Origin of the sequence: Azospirillum ramasamyi (assembly GCF_003233655.1) — a bacterium.
In the GTDB taxonomy this organism is placed as follows: Bacteria; Pseudomonadota; Alphaproteobacteria; order Azospirillales; family Azospirillaceae; genus Azospirillum; species Azospirillum ramasamyi.
On sequence record NZ_CP029829.1, the window covers coordinates 1,051,516 to 1,067,807 of the forward strand.

Genomic DNA, 16,292 nt, shown 5'->3' on the forward strand with positions numbered 1-16,292 from the left:
CACCGGACCGACGACAAGGATAATCGACCATGCCGCGCCTGACCAAGTCTCCGGACTCCAAGACCACGGAATCGCTGACCGGCCAGTTGCTGATCGCCATGCCCGGAATGGAGGATCCGCGTTTCCAGCGCACGGTCATCTATGTCTGCGCCCACAACGAGGATGGCGCGATGGGGCTGGTGGTGAACCGGCTGTTCGGATCGATCACGTTCGAAGACCTCTTGGAACAGCTCGACATGAACATCCCGCAGCCCATGAACAACCTGCCGGTCCATTACGGCGGGCCGGTGGAATCGGGCCGCGGCTTCGTCCTGCACTCCACCGACTATGTCCGTGACGGCACGCTGGTGGTGAACGACGACGTGGCGCTGACCGCCACCATCGACATCCTGCGCGCCATCTCCGAAGACCGCGGCCCGCGCCGCAACATCCTGCTTCTGGGCTATGCCGGCTGGGGACCGGGCCAGCTGGACGCCGAATTCCAGGCCAACGGCTGGCTGAACGTGCCCTGCGACGAACAGCTTCTGTTCGACACCGACCTGGACGCCAAATGGGAACGCGCCATCGGCAAGCTGGGCGTCAGCGTCTCCATGCTGTCGGGCGAAGCCGGGCACGCGTAAGCGGCCCCGCCCGACCCCGCACCGCTCGGAGCCCTACTCGGCCCACCGCGCCGCCGCGGCATCGTCGCTGTCCTTCGCCTCCACCCAGCGTTCGCCCTCGGGAGTGGCCTCCAGCTTCCAGAAAGGGGCCTTCGTCTTCAGCCAGTCCATCAGGAAGCGGCAGGAGTCGAAGGCTGCGTCGCGGTGGGCCGACGCGGTGGCCACCATCACGATGCGGTCGCCCGGCTCCAGCCGGCCATGGCGGTGGATCACCAGCACGTCGTCCAGCGGCCAGCGCCTGCGCGCCTGCTCCTCGATCGTTTCCAGCTGCTTTTCGGTCATGCCGGGATAGTGTTCCAGCGTCATCGCACTGACCGCCTCGCCGCCGGCGATGTCGCGCACCAGCCCGACGAACATCGCCACCCCGCCGACGCTGGTGCGGCCGGCGGTGAAGGCGGCATATTCGGCGCCGACGTCGAAATCCTCGGCCTGGACGCGGATAGCCATGGCGTCAGCCCCCCGTCACCGGCGGGAACAGGGCCACCTCGTCGGTCGCCGAGATCGGGTGGTCGTAGGGCACATGCTCCTGGTTCACCGCCACCTTGACCACCTTGCTGTTGGCCAGCGCCTCGGCATGGCGCGGGCTGCGGGTCTTCAGCCACTCGACGAGTTCGCCTGCGGTGGCGACCTCCGCCGGCAGCTCCACCGTCTCCGTCGGCACGCCGATCTTGCTGCGCAGCCAGGCGAAATAGAGAATCTTCATCACGCGTCCCCTAGAGGAATTCTTTGAAAGGCACGAAGTTGACGATCATGCCGGGTTCGACCCGGGCAAGATCCTCCGGCAGTTCGATCAGACCTTCGGACTCGACCAGCGACGACAGGACGCCCGCCCCGTCACGCGGGTATTTGGTGGCGGAGAGCGCGCCATCCTGCTCCCGCGCCAGCGTCCCGCGCAGGAACTCGCGCCGGCCCGGCTTTTTCTTGTGGGCGAAGGCGGCGCGCACCGGGATCGGCCGCGGCGTCTCGTCCATCGCCCCCATCAGCCGCAGCAGGATGGGCCGGGCGATGCGCAGGAAGGTGACCACCACCGCGACCGGATTGCCGGGCAGCCCGACGAAGACGGCGTCGCGGACCCGGCCGAGTGCCACCGGGCGCCCCGGCTTTATCGCCAGCCGCCAGAAATCCAGCCGCCCGTTCGCCTCCACCGCCGGCTTGACGTGATCCTCCTCGCCGGTGGACATGCCGCCGGAGGTGATCAGCGCGTCATGGCCGGCCGCGGCCTCCGCCAGCGCGTCGCGGATCGCCTCGAAACGGTCGGGCAGGATGCCGAGATCGGTGACGGCGCAGCCCAGCCGGGTCAGCAGCGCGATCAGCGCGTAGCGGTTGGCGTCATAGACGGCGCCCGGCTCCAGCGGCTGTCCCGGCTGCCGCAGCTCGTCGCCGGTGGAAAAGACCGCCACCCGCAGGCGGCAGCGCACCGGAAGCGCCGCATGGCCGAGCGACGCGGCGAGCGCGATGTCCTCCGGCCGCAGGCGGCGCCCGGCGGACAGCACGACCGATCCCTCGCGCACATCCTCGCCGGCCAGCCGGCGGTTCAGGCCGCGGCGGCTGCCGGCCGGCAGCGTGACGGTGGAGCCGCCTTCGCCGTCACTGCTGCGGCAATCCTCCTGCATGAAGACGGTGTCCATCCCCGCCGGCATCGGCGCGCCGGTGAAGATGCGCACCGCCTCCCCCCGCACCGCCGGCCGGCCGAGCCATTGCCCGGCGGCGACACGCGCGGTGACCGGCAGGACCGTCGGCCCATCGGCGGACAGGTCGTCGAAGAACACGGCATAGCCGTCCACCGCCGCGTTGTCGTGCGGCGGCACGCTGAAGGGCGCCACCACATCGGCGGCCAGCACCCGGCCCAGCGCGTCGGTCAGCGGAACCGTCTCGGTCGCCGTCACCGGCCCGACCCGTCCGGCCAGCAGCGCCAGCGCCGGCTCCACCGCCATCATCGGCCCGCCGAAGGCGAAGCAGTCATTGTCGAGTTGCACCATGGCCGCCACTCTAGTCCGTCGCGACGCCGGCTGCGAAGAGGGAAAAGGCGTGCTTTCCAGGACATGGCACTCAGCCGCCGAAAAGCCCGGCAATCTCCTCCACCCGGCTCAGCAGCCGATCCGGCCGCCGCGCCGCCAGCGCATCGCCGCGGGCATAGCCCCAGGTCACCGCGGCACAGCCGATTCCCGCCTTCCGCGCCGCGTCGATGTCCCGCACCTCGTCACCGATGGCGATCGCCCGGTCGGCCGGAACGCCCGTCACCTGTAGCATCCTGCGGAACTTCGCCGCCTTGCCGAACAGCGAGGCGCCGCAGCCGTAATGGGCCACCTGTCCCGCCGCGTCCGGTCCCAGGATGGCGCGGATGTTCGCGGCCGAGTTGGAACTGACGATGGCGACGGTCACGCCCCGGCCGTCCAGCGCGCGCAGCATGTCCGGCACCCCGTCGAACAGCCGGATGCCGTGGATATCGCGCGCCATCAGGCGGCGCATGTGGTTGGCGATGAAGGGCAGCTTCCAGGACGGCACGCGCAGGTGCCGCATGATCTGCCGCGCGTCGTATCCGCGCAGCTGTTCGACCTCGTCCGGCCGTACCCGGTTGAAGCCGTAGCGGTCGGCGACACCGTTCAGAACGCCGATGAACCAGGGAAAGGAATCGGCCAGCGTGCCGTCGAAATCGAAGATCGCGAGTTCGTAGCCGCGGCGATCGAGCGCCTGCGGCCGGTTGGAAGGTGCGTCGTCCATGTCGTCCTGCAAATGCGGCAATCGCGGAAAGCCGCTTCAGATCACCCCAGCCCGCAACGCTTCACCACAAAGGCGGCGACCGCCTCCGCGTCGTTCAGGTCGAGGACCGGCACCGGACAGCCGGGGACAGGGCCGTCGCTCGCCACGGCGACGATGGTGGGGTCGTCCGGCGCGATCAGCGGCTTGTCCACTTCCGCCCGCCAGATCTCGATCTTCTCGTGCCGGTCGCGCTTGAATCCCTCGATCAGCAGCAGGTCCACCGGGGTGACCTTGCCGATCAGCTGGTCCAGCGTCAGTTCCGGCTCGCCGTCGCGCAGTTCGTGCATCAGGGCCCAGCGGCGGGGGGAGCTGACCAGCACCTCCGTCGCGCCGGCGACGCGGTGGTTGTGGCTGTCCTTGCCGGGATGGTCGATGTCGAAGCCCTTATGGGCATGCTTGACCGTCGAAACCCGCAGTCCCCGCCCGGTCAGCGCCGGGATCAGACGAACCATGAGCGAGGTCTTGCCGCTGCCGCTCCAGCCGGTCAGCCCGAAAATCTTCATCTTGGAAACTCTCAACCGGCGCTGCGGGCGGAACGGGCGGAGCCGGGCTTCGCCGGCTGTTGGGCCATCATGTGAGTCAGTCCGGCACGCATGTAATCCCACCCGGTGTAGAAGGTCAGGGCCGCGGCGATCCACAGACCCACCGTGCCGATGATGGTCACCGGCACTTCGGCCGGACCATAATCGCCGACGATCAGGAAGCCCAGCGCGATCATCTGGATCGTCGTCTTCCATTTCGCCAGCCATGTCACCGGCACGCCGACATGCAGGCCGGCCAGATACTCGCGCAGGCCCGAAACCAGCACCTCGCGCAGCAGAATCACCACGGCCGGCAGGATCGACAGGCCGGTCAGCCGGTGGAACCCCGCCAGCATGATCAGCGTCGCCGCGACCAGCAGCTTGTCGGCGATGGGGTCCAGGAACTTGCCGATCACGCTTTCCTGCGCCCAGGCGCGCGCGAGATAGCCGTCGAACCAGTCGGTGATGCAGGCGGCGGCATAGAGCGAGCAGGCGGTATAGGCGGCCCAGGCCTCCGGCACATAGAACAGCCCGACCACCACCGGGATCACCGCGATGCGCGACAGGGTCAGCAGGTTGGGCAGGCTGGTCAGCATGACGGAAAACTCGAACCGCTGGAGGATGTCGCCGCACGGCGCCCGTGAGGAAGCCGGCCGTTTGAAGGTGCCCGCATTCTAACCATCGGGATGGAAGTGATCGTATATCTTTTTCGCAACGGCACGATTGATCCCTTCCACCTCTTCAAGATCGGCCAATCCGGCCCGCGCAACCGCCGCTCCGCTGCCGAAATGGTGCAGCAGGGCCTTCTTCCGGGCGGGGCCGATTCCCGCGATTTCGTCGATCGGCGACTTGCCGATGGCTTTCGTCCGCTTCGCCCGGTGGGTGCCGATGGCGAAGCGGTGCGCCTCGTCGCGCAGCCGCTGCAGGAAATACAACACCGGGTCGCGCGGTTCCATCTGGAAGGGCGGACGATTCTCCATGAAGAAATGCTCCCGCCCGGCGTCGCGGTCCGGCCCCTTGGCGATGCCGACCAGCGTCACGTCGTCGATTCCCAACTCCGCGAACACCTCCAGCGCCACGTTCAGCTGGCCCAGCCCGCCGTCGATCAGCACCAGATCGGGCCAGCTTCCCTGGCTGCGCTCCGGGTCTTCCTTCACCGCCCGGCCGAATCGGCGGGTCAGCACCTCGCGCATCATGGCGAAGTCGTCGCCGGCCGCGCCCTGCTCCCGGATGTTGAACTTGCGGTAGGCGTTCTTGATGAATCCGTCCGGTCCGGCGACGATCATCGCGCCGATGGCGTGCGCCCCCTGGATGTGGGAGTTGTCGTAGACCTCGACCCGCTCCGGCGGCGCATCCATGCCGAAGGCGGCGGCCACCCCTTCCAGCAGACGCGCCTGGCTGGAGCTTTCGGCCAGACGCCGCCCATGCGCCTCGCGCGCGTTGGTCAGGGCGTGCTCGACGATCCGGCGCTTCTCGCCGCGCTTGGGCTCCGCCAGTTCGACCTTGTGGCCGGCGCGCACCGCCATCGCCTCGCTCAGCAGGTCCAGTTCCGGCAGGGCGTGGCTGACCAGTACCAGCGGCGGCGCGGCTTTGTTCTCGTAGAACTGGGCGATGAAGGCGGCCAGCACCTCTTCGGTCTCCGCGGCCTTGTCGTGGCTGGGGAAATAGGCGCGGTTGCCGTAGTTGCGCCCGCCGCGGAAGAAGAACACCTGGATGCAGGTCACGCCGCCTTCGGCATAGGCCGCGATGACGTCGGCATCCTCCACCACCCCCTCGACATTGATGTCCTGGTGGGCCTGGATGGCGGTCAGCGCGCGGATACGGTCGCGGTAGCGCGCCGCCGTCTCGAAATCCATGGCGTCGGAGGCGGCCATCATCCGGTCGGCGAATTCCGTCTGGATGTCGCGGCTCTTGCCCGACAGGAAGGCGCGCGCCTGATTCACCTGCGCCTGGTATTCCGCCGGCGTGACCCGGCCGACGCAGGGCGCCGTGCAGCGCTTGATCTGGTATTGCAGGCAGGGCCGCGTGCGGCTGGCGAACACGGTGTCGGCGCAGTTGCGCAGCAGGAAGGCGCGCTGCAGCGCCGTGATCGTCCGGTTCACCGCCCCTGCCGAGGCGAAGGGACCGAAATAGTCGGCGTCGCGCCCGCGGGCGCCGCGATGCTTGGTCAGCTGCGGATAGTCGTGGTCCCTGGTTATCATGATGTGCGGAAACGTCTTGTCGTCCCGCAACAGCACGTTGTACCGGGGCATCAGCTTCTTGATCAGGTTCGATTCGAGAAGCAGCGCCTCCACCTCGGTGTGGGTGTTGACGAACTCCATCGTCTCGGTCTCCGCGACCATGCGCTGGAGCCTGACCGGCAGCTTTGCCACCTGGGTGTAGTTGGTCACCCGGCGCTTCAGGTTGCGCGCCTTGCCCACATACAGGACCGCCCCGTCGCCCGCCAGCATGCGGTAGACGCCCGGCGTCTGCGGCAGCGTCTTCAGATGCTCACGAATGATCTCGACGCCCCGGGTGATGTCGGCCGGGCGCCGCTTCGGCCTTGCGGCAGCGCTTTCGCCGGCCGCCGCATCGGCGGAGGGCATGGCGTCGGCGGCGTCTGCCGGCTCTGTGGCGACAGGAGCCAGGGGGTCGGAGGAATGCGTTTCGGACATGACGAGAATGTCGTCGAGCGGCCGTCGCCGGTCAACCGTTGGGCACAAGGCGGGAACAGATGGAGCGACTCACTGCTCCGAAAGAATATCCACCGAACCTGTGGATAAGTTTGTCGATAACGGAGGGGGTAGCACGTCCGAAGCTAGGCGCCGCAAGGGGTCTCATGCATCCGCCTATTTTTTGGGCATTTTTGCCAACCCATTGATTTCCTTAGGTCTGCCCCAAGTCAAGGCAGGGAATTGGCACGCAGCCGTAAAATTGTCGCGGGGGCGCAGGCGCCTCTTGCGCGGGGTTGGGCACCTGTGTAAAACGCGCGGTCATTTTCCCGGCGGCACCCAGGCGGCAGGGAGGCCGGGGTCCATGATCCGGCCCAGCCCGCCCCCCGCTCGATTTGACCCGGCGCTGTTTCCGACCTGTAACGGGCCTCTATTCGGTGGGGACGAAGCCATGCGCCGGCTGCGCCCATCCCAGATGCTCCCCACCGTCCAGCGCGATCATCTGGCCGGTCACCGCCGGGGCGGCGATCAGGAAGCGGATGGCGGCGCAGATTTCCTCCGGCGTGGTGCCGCGGTTCAGCGGGGTGGAGTCCCACTGGGCGGCAAACTCGTCCTCGGTCTGCCGGTCGTTGCGCAGGGTCGGGCCGGGACCGATGCCGTTGACGCGGATGCGCGGGGCGAGCGCCAGCGCCATCGTGCGGGTCAGCGCCCACAATCCCATCTTGGACAGGGTGTAGGAAACGAAATGCGGAGTGGGATTCCACACCCGCTGGTCGATCACGTTGACGATCAACCCCCGTTCGTCCTCCGGCAACCGTGACGCGAAATCCTGCGACAGCACGAAGGGCGCCCGCAGGTTCGCCTCCATGTGGGCATCCCACGATTCGCGGGTCACGTCGGCGACCTCGTCGCGCTCGAACCGGGAGGCGTTGTTGACCAGCAGGGTCAGCGGACCGAGCTGCTCGGTGACTGCCGGCACCAGCGCCTTCACCTCCGCCTCGCGGTCGAGGTCGGCGGCGAAGGCCATGGCCCGCCCGCCCGCCCGTCCGATCTCCGCGACGACGGCGTCGGCCTCCTCGCGGGAGCTTCGGTAATGGACGGCGACGTCCCATCCCTGCCCCGCCAGATCGAGCGCGATGGCCCGTCCGATGCGCTTGCCGGCCCCGGTGACGAGGGCCGCTTTCCTCTTGATCTCGACCATGCCGCCATAGGTACCTTGCCACCGCCGCGGGTCAAGGGGGGAGAAGCGACCGGCCATGCTGCGCGAAGCGATCGAATACCTGACCACGCCCTGCCCGCCGCTGGCCCGCCGCTTCGGCTATCTGGGGGAGATGGTGGCGCTCGGCGCCCGTTATCGGCGCCAGAAGCGGGGCTGGGCGCCGCATGTCGCCGCCTGCCACCGCTTCGTCGAGCAGGCGATCCAGCGGGTGGAGCCGGGCGGCCGGATCCTGGTCGCCGGATCGGGGCTGCTGATAGAAGTCCCCCTGGAAACACTGACCGCGCGTTTCGATGAGGTGGTGCTGGCGGACATGCTGCACAGCCGGGCGGTCCGCCGCCGCGCCGCCGGCCTGCCGAATGTCCGGCTGCTCGAACTCGATGTCAGCGGCGCCCTCGCCCCGCTCGCCGCCGCGCTCGACAACGGCGCCCCCCTGCCCACCGGCTTCGAGCCGCCGCCGATCGACGGCGAGCCCTTCCGCTTCGCCCTGTCCTGCAACCTGTTGTCTCAATTGCCGCTTCTGCCGCTGGAGGCGGTTGAGCGCCGCGCCCCGCACACGCCGGATGCCGAACGACTGTCCTTCGCCCTGTGCATGGTGCAGGGGCATCTCCGCTGGTTGTCCGATATCGCCGAGCGGGCGGCACTGTTCACCGACATCGACAGTTCCTGGCTGCACCGCGGCACCGTCACGGAGGTGGAGGATTCGACCTGGGGCCTTCCCCTGCCCGCGCCCGACGTGTCCTGGCTGTGGGACATCGCCCCGGCGCCGGAACAGCACCGTCGGCATGACCTGCGCCACAGCGTCGGCGGCTGGTTCGACTTGCAAGAGGTGACGAGCGCGCTTCCGCCCTGTTGAGGAAGACCGAGACCCCACACAGCAGACGGGAGAGCGCTTATGGCCTCCAACGACCGCGACATCGACAGCCGCAACGCCGCCAGCCACATCGGCGCCAACCGCACCGGTACGGGCCAGCCGCGTGACGCCGGCAACGCCACCGGACCCAGCGACAACGGCGGCATCGACGAACGTCCCATTCCGCTCGACATCCGCGAAACGCGCGACCATCTGGGCGTGGACGAGGAGATCGAGGGCTTCCAGCACATCATCGGCCCCGGCGCTGGCGGCCCCCTCGACCAGCCGGACGAGGATTTCGGTATTCCCGGCAGCGAGGAGGCCGGCGGCCTCGGCACCGGCCCGCTGCCGCCGCGCCTGCCCGATCACCCAATGGGCCAAAAGGCTGGGCATACGGCGGGGCAGCGGCAGGGAGCGCCCGACGACCGGATCGTCTCCGACCGCAATGTCGCCGTGGATGGCGCCCGGGACCGCAAATAATCGGAAAGGCGAACTATTGTCGAGGGCTGTCCGACCGCAGCCTGCGGCAATAGTTCGCACTTCGGTTGATTGGGGAAGCTGATACGGAAAACGTCCGGCGGCATTGCGTGGACCGCGCTTCTTGGGGCAACGGCTCTGCCCTATCGTGATTCCCACAAGGCAAACAAATCCCAGGGGAGTGGACGTCTCTCACCTTACGTGGAGATTCCCAGAGCCATGAACACGCATTTCAATGAAGTCCGCGATCCTCGCAGCCAGGAGGAAATCATGCTGGCGGCCCGCCGGATGCGCGCCGATTTTCTGCGCGACCTGTACCTCAAGCTGCGCGCCACCCTGTCCGGCGGCAGCGATCATCGCGGCCCGGCGGCGTTGAGCCCGAGCGCGCGCTGACCGATACCTTCCCGCCGGTTGGCGCTCAGGCCTGCCGGCGCTCAGGCCCGTTCCGACCCCGGTGCGCCGGTGCTCCACAGCAGTCCCAGCACCAAGCCCTTGCAGCGCGGCAGCAGGATCAGCGTCAGCACGAGCGTCAGCAGCGGCCAAACCGCCAGATGCACCCAGGTCGGCGGCTCATAGCTCTGTTCGACCGACAGCAGGGCCGGGATGACGATGTGCCCGACGATCAGGATCGTCATCCAGGGCGGCGCGTCGTCGGCGCGCAGATGCCCGAAGGCCTCGCCGCAGGCGGCGCAGCGGTCGACCGGCTTCAGGAAGTTCCGCAGCAGCCGGCCTTGCCCGCAGTTGGGGCAGCAGCCGATCAGGCCGCGGAAGGAGGCGAGAAACTTCGACGGGGCCGCTTCGGTTCCAACGGACATGACCACTCCTTCAGTGCTGCCCACAATATAGGCTCTTTCCGGCCGCAACGACACCCACGATTGCGGGCGGGTCGGCCCTGCCAAGGCGCCACTCTTCGCAAGCGGGGCCTTTTCGAGCCTGACCTTATCGCGCTTCCCGCCTCGTGCTATGAGGGTAAGGACCGTCTGCGGCTGTGCGGGACACGTTCGAACGAGCATCGGATGAAACAGTGGAACAGACTGCGGACCATGTTTCATAGCGTTCCAAATGTCCCAGCGCCGGCCGACTGCCCCTGCTGCCGAGTTGACGGCAGGGCCGCCGCGGTCTAGGGGGAAAGCCTTCCGAGTCCTGGAGAACCGCAGCCATGTCCTTCACCCGTCTGTTGTGCGCCGCCGCGGCACTCGCCGCCTTCGTCGGTCCGTTCGCCGCCCCGGTCGAGGCGCTGGCGCAGAGCAAGACCGTCGCTATCACCGCCATCGTGCAGCACCCGGCGCTCGACGCGACACGCGACGGCGTGGTGGAGGCGCTGAAGGAGGCCGGCTTCGACCAGGGCCAGAACCTGAAGGTCGAATACCAGAGCGCGCAGGGCAACCCGGCCACCGCCGCCCAGATCGCCCGCCAGTTCGCCGGATCGCGCCCCGACGTGATCGTGCCGATCTCCACCCCCTCGGCCCAGGCCGTGGCGGCGGCGACCCGCGACATCCCGGTGGTCTTCACCGCGGTGACCGATCCGGTTTCGGCCCAGCTGGTGAAGTCGATGGACAAGCCCGGCGCCAACATCACCGGCCTGTCCGACATGGCCCCGGTGGCCGAGCATGTCGCGCTGATCCGCGAGATCCTGCCGCAGGCCAAGCGCATCGGCGTGCTCTACAACCCCGGCGAACCGAACTCCGTCGTGCTGGTCAAGGCGCTGAAGGACGAGGCGGCGAAGGCCGGCCTGACGGTGGTCGAGGCCTCCGTTCCGAAATCCTCGGACGCCCAGCAGGCCGTGCGCAGCCTCGTCGGCAAGGCCGATGCCGTCTATATCCCGTTGGACAACACGGTCGTCTCGGCCCTGGAGAGCGTGATCGCGGTCGGCCAGCAGGCCAAGCTGCCGATCTTCTCCGCCGACACCGACAGCGTCGCCCGCGGCACGGCGGCGTCCATCGGCTTCGACTATTTCCAGGTCGGCAAGCAGACCGGCGCCGTCGTCGCCCGCGTCCTGAAGGGCGAGAAACCCGGCGACCTGCCGGTGGAGCTGGCCAAGGGCACCGACCTGTTCGTCAACCCGAAGTCCGCCGCCGCCATGGGCGTCACCCTGCCCGAATCGGTGATGAAGCGCGCGACGAAGGTGGTCGGGCAGTAATATTTCCGGTTCCGAAAGCCCCCACCCAACCTCCCCCTGCTCTCGGCCGGCCTAAGCCGGTCCGACGGCGGGGAGGGTTCGAGTGGGGGCAAAGTGCCTGCACCTATCAAAAGCACCGCAATGACCGAAATCGCCCTCTTCGGCGCCATCGAGATCGGCCTCGTCTATGCGCTGGTCGCCATCGGCGTCTATCTGTCCTTCCGCATCCTGGACTTTCCCGACCTGACGGTCGACGGAAGCTTCCCGCTGGGCGCGGCCGTCTGCGCGGTGCTGCTGATCGCCGGCGTCAATCCCTGGCTCGCCAGCCTCGCCGCGGCGCTGGCCGGCGCGGCGGCCGGGCTGGTGACGGCGACGCTGAACGTGCGCTTCAAGATCCTGCACCTGCTCGCCAGCATCCTGACGATGATCGCGCTGTTCTCGATCAATCTGCGGGTGATGGGGCGGCCCAACGTGGCGCTGCTGATGCAGGACACCGTGCTGACGCCCTTCTACGGGCTGGGGATCCCGGACCACATCGTCCGGCCGCTGGTGGTCGGCGCCATCGTGGCCGTGGTGGTTCTGCTGCTGGCCCGCTTCCTGGCGAGCGAGTTCGGGCTGGCGATGCGGGCGACCGGCGTGAATGCCCGGATGGCGCGCGCCCAGGGCGTCAACACCGACGCCCATGTCTATGCCGGCATCGCCCTGTCCAACGCGCTGACCGCCCTCGCCGGCGCGCTGTTCGCGCAGACCAACGGCTTTGCCGACGTCACCACCGGCATCGGCACCATCGTGGTCGGTCTTGCCGCGGTGATCGTCGGCGAGACGGTGCTGCCCGCCCGAGCCCTGGCGCTGGCGCTGATCGGCTGCGTCGTCGGGTCGATCCTCTACCGTCTGGCGGTGCAGGTGGCGCTGTCCGCCGACAGCATCGGCCTGCAGGCCTCCGACCTCAATCTGGTCACCGCGGTGCTGGTCGCCGTCGCCCTGATCCTGCCGCGCCTGAAGGCCAAGGCATCCCGCGGCGCCATCCGCAATCCGAAAGTCGTCAAATGATCGTCGTCGAGGACATCCATGTCACCTTCGGCCGCGGCACGCCGCTGGAGAAGCATGCGCTGCGCGGCATCGACCTGACCATCCCGGAGGGCGAGTTCGTCACCGTCATCGGCTCCAACGGCGCCGGCAAGTCGACCTTCCTCGGCTCGCTCGCCGGCGACGTGCTGGCGGAGCAGGGGTGCATCTCCATCGACGGCATCGACGTCACCCGCTGGGACACGCCGCGCCGGGCCGGGCTGGTCGCCCGCGTCTTCCAGGATCCGATGGCCGGCAGCTGCGCCGCCCTGACCATCGAAGAGAACATGGCGCTCGCCGCCGCACGCGGGCGCCGCCGCGGCCTGGGCCTCGCGCTGAGCGGCGACCGGCGCCGGAGCTTCCGCGACCGCATCGCGGCGCTCGGCCTCGGGCTGGAGAACCGGCTGCAGGACCGCATGGGCCTGCTGTCCGGCGGCCAGCGTCAGGCGGTCAGCCTGCTGATGGCGACGCTGGCCGGATCCAAGATTCTGCTTCTGGACGAACACACCGCCGCGCTCGATCCCGCCACCGCCGATTTCGTGCTGGACCTTACCCGCCGCATCGTCCGCGACAACCGGCTGACGACGCTGATGGTCACCCATTCCATGCGTCAGGCGCTCGACTTCGGCGACCGCACGCTGATGCTGCACGAGGGCCGCGTCGTGCTGGACGTGGCCGGCGAGGAGCGCGCCGGCCTGGACGTCCCGCATCTGCTGGCGCTGTTCGCCAAGCAGCGCGGCGGGGTGGAGATCAGCGACGACAGCCTGCTGATCGGCTAAGCCTTGGCCTCCGAGCCGGCTTCGCCGTCCACACCGTCATCCCGGTCCGCCTCGAACAGCGACAACAGCTCCGCGGCGGCGTCGCGGGAACTCTGGATCAGCTTCGCCTCGTCGTTGTGGACGGCATGCTGGCGGATCAGGGTGCGTTCGTCATGGACGCGGAAGGTGTCGAGCGTCCGTGTCACCTCCCCTTCCGCCAACCCCATCTGCCGCAGCACGTCGCCGGTCAGGCGCAGGCTGGAATCGAAGGTCTCGCGCACGATGTGGGTGACGCCACGGTCCATCAGATGGTGGACATGGCGGCGGTTGCGGGCACGGGCGAAGATGGTCAGGTTGGGAAAATGCCGCTTCGCCACCTCCACCACGCGCAGCGACTGCTCCATGTCCTCCAGCGCCACCACCAGCACCTCGGCCTTGTCCGCCCCGGCGGCGCGCAGAAGCTCCACCCTGGCCGGATCGCCGTAATAGGCCTGGCTGCCGAACTTGCGGACGAAATCGACCTGGGCGGCGCTCTGCTCCAGCGCGGTGAAGGGAATGCCGCGCATCCGCAGGACGCGGCCGACCACCTGCCCCACCCGGCCGAAGCCGCAGATGATGATCCGCGGATTGTCGTCGGGCATCGCATCGAAGGACCGCTTGGGCTTCGCCGCCAACAGGCGCGGGGCGAGCCAGCGCTCCTCCGCCGCGAACAGGAAGGGGGTCGCCAGCATGGACAGGGTGACCACCAGCATGGCAGCCGATGCCTGTTCTCCGGCCATCGTCCCGCCGGTGACCGCCAGCCCGAACAGCACGAAGCCGAACTCGCCGCCCTGGCTCAGCACCGTCGCCATCCGCATCGCGCCGGCCCAGGGCACCCCGGCGATGCGGGCGAGCACCAGCATGGCCAGCGCCTTCACCGCCAGAAGCGCCAGGGCGAGGCCGAGGAAGTAGACCGGTTTCTGAAGCAGAGCCGGAATATTCGCGCCCATCCCCACCGAAACGAAGAACAGGCCGAGCAGAAGCCCTTCGAACGGTTCGATATCGGCCTGCACCTCGTGCCGGTATTCGGAATCGGACAGCAGCACGCCGGCCATGAAGGCGCCCAGCGACATGGATAGTCCGGCCTCCTGTATCAGCACGGCGGTGCCGATAACGATCAGCAGCGCGGTCGCGGTGAAGATCTCGGGAGCGCCGGCCCGGTCGACCGCGCGGAAAATCGGACGCAGCAGATAACGCCCGCCGATCAGCACGACGGCCACGGCGGCGGCGGCCTTGCCGACCGCCAGCCACGGCCCGTCGGCCTGCGGCACACTGCCCTTGCCCAGCAAGGGCAGCAGGGCCACGGCGGGGATGATGGCGAGATCCTGGAACAGCAGGACGGAAAAGGCGTTGCGCCCCGACTGGTTGGCCAGCAGTCCGCGCTCCGCCATCATCGGCAGGGCCATCGCGGTCGAGGACAGGGCGAGGCCGAAACCGAGCACCACCGCCGTGGGCCAGCCCAGCCCCAGCCCCCAGCCGCACAATCCGGCGATGACGGCACCGGTGATCGCCACCTGCGCCCCGCCCAGCCCCAGCACCGACTTGCGCATCACCCAAAGGCGGGCCGGTCTCAGCTCCAGCCCGATCAGGAACAGCAGCATCACGACGCCGAGTTCCGAGGCATGGGAGATCGCCGATACATTGATGACGAGCCCCAAACCTGCCGGCCCCACCGCCAGACCGGCGGCCAGATATCCGAGCGGCGCGCCGAACCCGAATCTTTTCGCCACCGGCACCGCGATCACCATCGCCGCCAGCAGCACGACCAACGTCACCAGTTCCGCCATGTGCCCGCCGTCCGTCCGTCTCATGACGACTATGGCGTGATTTCAAGCGCCCGCACCAGACGCTTAACCGGCAGGCCGGCTATACCTTGTGTCTATTGGATTGTGTCTATTGGATCACTCTGCCTGTCGAGCCAGCGGGCGAGGCCGCCCAGCGGGGCATCCGTGACGCCGTATCGTCATTCGGACTCGGACGAGCCGGGAAACCGCTCCAGACCGTCGGTGATCTCATAGTAATCGGCCTTGCCCGCGACATAGCCGTGGCGGAGCGTCTTCAGCCCGGTCGGTTGATCCAGGCTGCCGGCGGTGATTTCGATCTCCGACTTGCCGTCGCCCTTCCAGAACAGGGAGGACCCGCAACGGCCGCAGAAGCCCCGCTCCGCGAAGTCGGACGAGCGGTACCAGGTCAATGTTTCGGCCGCATCGAAGATGACGGTGTCGCGGGGAACGGTGATGTAGGCGCCGATATGGCCGTGGAAGCGTCGGCATTGCCCGCAATGGCAGGTGACGACTCCGTCCGGCCGCTCGGCCAGCAGGAAGCGAACGCCGCTGCACAGGCAGCCCCCGGACAGCGCCGGCCCCTGTCCACCGCCGCTTTCCCGTCCGTTTGCGCTGCCGTTCATGCCACGACCTCCCCCGTGCTGGTCCGGCGTTCGACTCCGTCGTCGCCGATGTCGTAATAGGGCCCCTTGTGGTCGACGAAGATGTGTCGTTCCACCCGTAGACCCGATGCATCGTCCAGGCTTCCGGCGGTCACGGTGATGCGTGGTTCGCCGTCCGCCCGATCCTGGTCCAGCGCCTCCCAGAACAGTCCTGCACCGCAACACACACAGAAGCCGCGGCGTGCCCGGCTTGAAGAGACGTACCACGTCAGCGTAGCGTCGTTGAGCAGACGCAACGCCGCACGCGGCGCGCCGGCATAGGCCCCCACATGGCTGTGCTGGCGGCGGCACTGACCGCAGTGGCAGAAGGAGATCGGTTCCGGCTGGACATCTATGGCATAGCGCACGCCGCCGCACAGGCATCCGCCGGTCCAGATCCGATTCTCCCCGCTGCCATGCTCCGTCATCGAATTTGAAGCGCCGGCCATGGGATCAGCCTTGCCAGAAGGGCTTGTGGGCCTCCTGCTCCGCATCGGCGCGGGAGATGCCGATGTCGGACAGCAGATGGTCGGGCAGTGCCTCCAGCGCCCGACGCTGGCGCCGCCGCTCGCTCCAGGTCGCGAAGCGGTCGAACATGGTCGTCAACCAGTGACCGGCGCCCCTGCCCACAGCGGCCGGAGTGCGGTGGGACAGGTTGGTGCGGGAGAGGAACGACTGCGTAGCCTTTGCCATGATCCGATCTCCTCCGGGGAAAGGGAGCGGGGCATCCGCCTCGCCGCTCCGGTTCG

The 16,292-nt window shown here is 68.3% G+C and carries 20 protein-coding genes; 7 read left to right on the top strand and 13 right to left on the bottom strand.

The features are described 5' to 3' along the window. The first annotated feature begins 29 nt into the window (after positions 1-29). The gene (locus DM194_RS04830; protein WP_111066179.1) at positions 30-620 is read left to right on the top strand and encodes a YqgE/AlgH family protein; all 591 of its coding nucleotides are present in this window, start codon (positions 30-32) and stop codon (positions 618-620) included. A gap of 33 nt (positions 621-653) precedes the next feature. Here the strand turns inward: DM194_RS04830 and moaE are convergent, their stop codons facing one another. From moaE to DM194_RS04870, 8 genes are all read right to left on the bottom strand, one after another. Further along, on the bottom strand, positions 654-1,106 hold the full coding sequence (moaE, locus tag DM194_RS04835; RefSeq protein ID WP_111066180.1) for a molybdopterin synthase catalytic subunit MoaE: 453 nt from the start codon (positions 1,104-1,106) through the stop codon (positions 654-656). Between the two features lie 4 nt (positions 1,107-1,110). Beyond that, positions 1,111-1,362 (bottom strand): molybdopterin converting factor subunit 1, encoded by a 252-nt coding sequence (gene moaD, locus DM194_RS04840; protein WP_111066181.1) that lies wholly within the window; start codon positions 1,360-1,362, stop codon positions 1,111-1,113. 10 nt (positions 1,363-1,372) lie between these two features. Beyond that, complete coding sequence (gene moeA / locus DM194_RS04845; protein ID WP_111066182.1) at positions 1,373-2,638, bottom strand: molybdopterin molybdotransferase MoeA; 1,266 nt, start codon at positions 2,636-2,638, stop codon at positions 1,373-1,375. Between the two features lie 70 nt (positions 2,639-2,708). After that, positions 2,709-3,380, bottom strand: coding sequence for an HAD hydrolase-like protein (locus tag DM194_RS04850; RefSeq protein ID WP_111067762.1), 672 nt, complete (start codon positions 3,378-3,380; stop codon positions 2,709-2,711). Between the two features lie 41 nt (positions 3,381-3,421). Next, complete coding sequence (gene mobB, locus DM194_RS04855; protein WP_111066183.1) at positions 3,422-3,922, bottom strand: molybdopterin-guanine dinucleotide biosynthesis protein B; 501 nt, start codon at positions 3,920-3,922, stop codon at positions 3,422-3,424. Between the two features lie 11 nt (positions 3,923-3,933). Continuing rightward, the gene (pgsA, locus tag DM194_RS04860) at positions 3,934-4,536 is read right to left on the bottom strand and encodes a CDP-diacylglycerol--glycerol-3-phosphate 3-phosphatidyltransferase (protein ID WP_111066184.1); all 603 of its coding nucleotides are present in this window, start codon (positions 4,534-4,536) and stop codon (positions 3,934-3,936) included. 78 nt (positions 4,537-4,614) lie between these two features. Beyond that, positions 4,615-6,525 (bottom strand): excinuclease ABC subunit UvrC, encoded by a 1,911-nt coding sequence (gene uvrC, locus DM194_RS04865; protein ID WP_342792449.1) that lies wholly within the window; start codon positions 6,523-6,525, stop codon positions 4,615-4,617. A 496-nt stretch (positions 6,526-7,021) separates the two neighbouring features. After that, positions 7,022-7,792 carry an SDR family oxidoreductase gene (locus DM194_RS04870; RefSeq protein ID WP_111066186.1) on the bottom strand — a complete coding sequence of 257 codons (771 nt, stop codon included), beginning with the start codon at positions 7,790-7,792 and terminating at the stop codon, positions 7,022-7,024. Positions 7,793-7,847: 55 nt separating this feature from the next. Here DM194_RS04870 and DM194_RS04875 point away from each other — a divergent pair, with 55 nt between their 5' ends. The 3 genes from DM194_RS04875 (at position 7,848) to DM194_RS28010 (ending at position 9,530) form a co-directional block, all read left to right on the top strand. Continuing rightward, positions 7,848-8,663 carry a hypothetical protein gene (locus DM194_RS04875; protein ID WP_111066187.1) on the top strand — a complete coding sequence of 272 codons (816 nt, stop codon included), beginning with the start codon at positions 7,848-7,850 and terminating at the stop codon, positions 8,661-8,663. Between the two features lie 39 nt (positions 8,664-8,702). Next, the gene (locus DM194_RS04880; RefSeq protein ID WP_111066188.1) at positions 8,703-9,140 is read left to right on the top strand and encodes a hypothetical protein; all 438 of its coding nucleotides are present in this window, start codon (positions 8,703-8,705) and stop codon (positions 9,138-9,140) included. 216 nt (positions 9,141-9,356) lie between these two features. After that, entirely contained in the window at positions 9,357-9,530 is a 174-nt protein-coding gene (locus DM194_RS28010; RefSeq protein WP_162629963.1) for an RSP_7527 family protein, read from the top strand. 41 nt (positions 9,531-9,571) lie between these two features. Here DM194_RS28010 and DM194_RS04885 read toward each other — a convergent pair whose 3' ends face one another. Beyond that, positions 9,572-9,952 carry a DUF983 domain-containing protein gene (locus tag DM194_RS04885; protein WP_111066189.1) on the bottom strand — a complete coding sequence of 127 codons (381 nt, stop codon included), beginning with the start codon at positions 9,950-9,952 and terminating at the stop codon, positions 9,572-9,574. A gap of 344 nt (positions 9,953-10,296) precedes the next feature. Between DM194_RS04885 and DM194_RS04890 the strand changes: the two genes are divergently transcribed. From DM194_RS04890 to DM194_RS04900, 3 genes are all read left to right on the top strand, one after another. Continuing rightward, complete coding sequence (locus DM194_RS04890; RefSeq protein ID WP_111066190.1) at positions 10,297-11,277, top strand: ABC transporter substrate-binding protein; 981 nt, start codon at positions 10,297-10,299, stop codon at positions 11,275-11,277. A 120-nt stretch (positions 11,278-11,397) separates the two neighbouring features. After that, the gene (locus DM194_RS04895; protein WP_111066191.1) at positions 11,398-12,306 is read left to right on the top strand and encodes an ABC transporter permease; all 909 of its coding nucleotides are present in this window, start codon (positions 11,398-11,400) and stop codon (positions 12,304-12,306) included. Then, positions 12,303-13,100, top strand: coding sequence for an ABC transporter ATP-binding protein (locus DM194_RS04900; protein ID WP_111066192.1), 798 nt, complete (start codon positions 12,303-12,305; stop codon positions 13,098-13,100). Before DM194_RS04895 ends, DM194_RS04900 begins: the two co-directional genes overlap by 4 nt. On the opposite strand, the gene DM194_RS04905 is transcribed toward DM194_RS04900, so the two are convergent. The 4 genes from DM194_RS04905 to DM194_RS04920 form a co-directional block, all read right to left on the bottom strand. Further along, the gene (locus DM194_RS04905) at positions 13,097-14,929 is read right to left on the bottom strand and encodes a monovalent cation:proton antiporter-2 (CPA2) family protein (protein ID WP_246024293.1); all 1,833 of its coding nucleotides are present in this window, start codon (positions 14,927-14,929) and stop codon (positions 13,097-13,099) included. The genes DM194_RS04900 and DM194_RS04905 overlap by 4 nt on opposite strands. Positions 14,930-15,081: 152 nt before the next feature. Then, a complete protein-coding gene (locus DM194_RS04910; protein ID WP_111066194.1) occupies positions 15,082-15,525 on the bottom strand; it encodes a GFA family protein in 444 nt (147 codons plus the stop codon). After that, the gene (locus DM194_RS04915; RefSeq protein WP_111066195.1) at positions 15,522-15,992 is read right to left on the bottom strand and encodes a GFA family protein; all 471 of its coding nucleotides are present in this window, start codon (positions 15,990-15,992) and stop codon (positions 15,522-15,524) included. The genes DM194_RS04910 and DM194_RS04915 overlap by 4 nt, the downstream gene beginning before the upstream one ends. 4 nt (positions 15,993-15,996) lie before the next feature. Then, a complete protein-coding gene (locus DM194_RS04920) occupies positions 15,997-16,236 on the bottom strand; it encodes a DUF1127 domain-containing protein (RefSeq protein ID WP_111066196.1) in 240 nt (79 codons plus the stop codon). Positions 16,237-16,292 lie beyond the last annotated feature (56 nt).

Coding starts and splice junctions, on each gene's coding strand:
- uvrC (WP_342792449.1), bottom strand. CDS start 6,525: ATGCCCTCCGCCGATGCGGCGGCCGGCGAAAGCGCTGCCGCAAGGCCG.
- DM194_RS28010 (WP_162629963.1), top strand. CDS start 9,357: ATGAACACGCATTTCAATGAAGTCCGCGATCCTCGCAGCCAGGAGGAA.
- DM194_RS04915 (WP_111066195.1), bottom strand. CDS start 15,992: ATGGCCGGCGCTTCAAATTCGATGACGGAGCATGGCAGCGGGGAGAAT.
- DM194_RS04905 (WP_246024293.1), bottom strand. CDS start 14,929: ATGAGACGGACGGACGGCGGGCACATGGCGGAACTGGTGACGTTGGTC.
- moaD (WP_111066181.1), bottom strand. CDS start 1,362: ATGAAGATTCTCTATTTCGCCTGGCTGCGCAGCAAGATCGGCGTGCCG.
- DM194_RS04895 (WP_111066191.1), top strand. CDS start 11,398: ATGACCGAAATCGCCCTCTTCGGCGCCATCGAGATCGGCCTCGTCTAT.
- DM194_RS04830 (WP_111066179.1), top strand. CDS start 30: ATGCCGCGCCTGACCAAGTCTCCGGACTCCAAGACCACGGAATCGCTG.
- DM194_RS04850 (WP_111067762.1), bottom strand. CDS start 3,380: ATGGACGACGCACCTTCCAACCGGCCGCAGGCGCTCGATCGCCGCGGC.
- DM194_RS04880 (WP_111066188.1), top strand. CDS start 8,703: ATGGCCTCCAACGACCGCGACATCGACAGCCGCAACGCCGCCAGCCAC.
- DM194_RS04885 (WP_111066189.1), bottom strand. CDS start 9,952: ATGTCCGTTGGAACCGAAGCGGCCCCGTCGAAGTTTCTCGCCTCCTTC.
- DM194_RS04870 (WP_111066186.1), bottom strand. CDS start 7,792: ATGGTCGAGATCAAGAGGAAAGCGGCCCTCGTCACCGGGGCCGGCAAG.
- DM194_RS04910 (WP_111066194.1), bottom strand. CDS start 15,525: ATGAACGGCAGCGCAAACGGACGGGAAAGCGGCGGTGGACAGGGGCCG.
- DM194_RS04875 (WP_111066187.1), top strand. CDS start 7,848: ATGCTGCGCGAAGCGATCGAATACCTGACCACGCCCTGCCCGCCGCTG.
- moeA (WP_111066182.1), bottom strand. CDS start 2,638: ATGGTGCAACTCGACAATGACTGCTTCGCCTTCGGCGGGCCGATGATG.
- DM194_RS04900 (WP_111066192.1), top strand. CDS start 12,303: ATGATCGTCGTCGAGGACATCCATGTCACCTTCGGCCGCGGCACGCCG.
- moaE (WP_111066180.1), bottom strand. CDS start 1,106: ATGGCTATCCGCGTCCAGGCCGAGGATTTCGACGTCGGCGCCGAATAT.
- DM194_RS04890 (WP_111066190.1), top strand. CDS start 10,297: ATGTCCTTCACCCGTCTGTTGTGCGCCGCCGCGGCACTCGCCGCCTTC.
- pgsA (WP_111066184.1), bottom strand. CDS start 4,536: ATGCTGACCAGCCTGCCCAACCTGCTGACCCTGTCGCGCATCGCGGTG.
- DM194_RS04920 (WP_111066196.1), bottom strand. CDS start 16,236: ATGGCAAAGGCTACGCAGTCGTTCCTCTCCCGCACCAACCTGTCCCAC.
- mobB (WP_111066183.1), bottom strand. CDS start 3,922: ATGAAGATTTTCGGGCTGACCGGCTGGAGCGGCAGCGGCAAGACCTCG.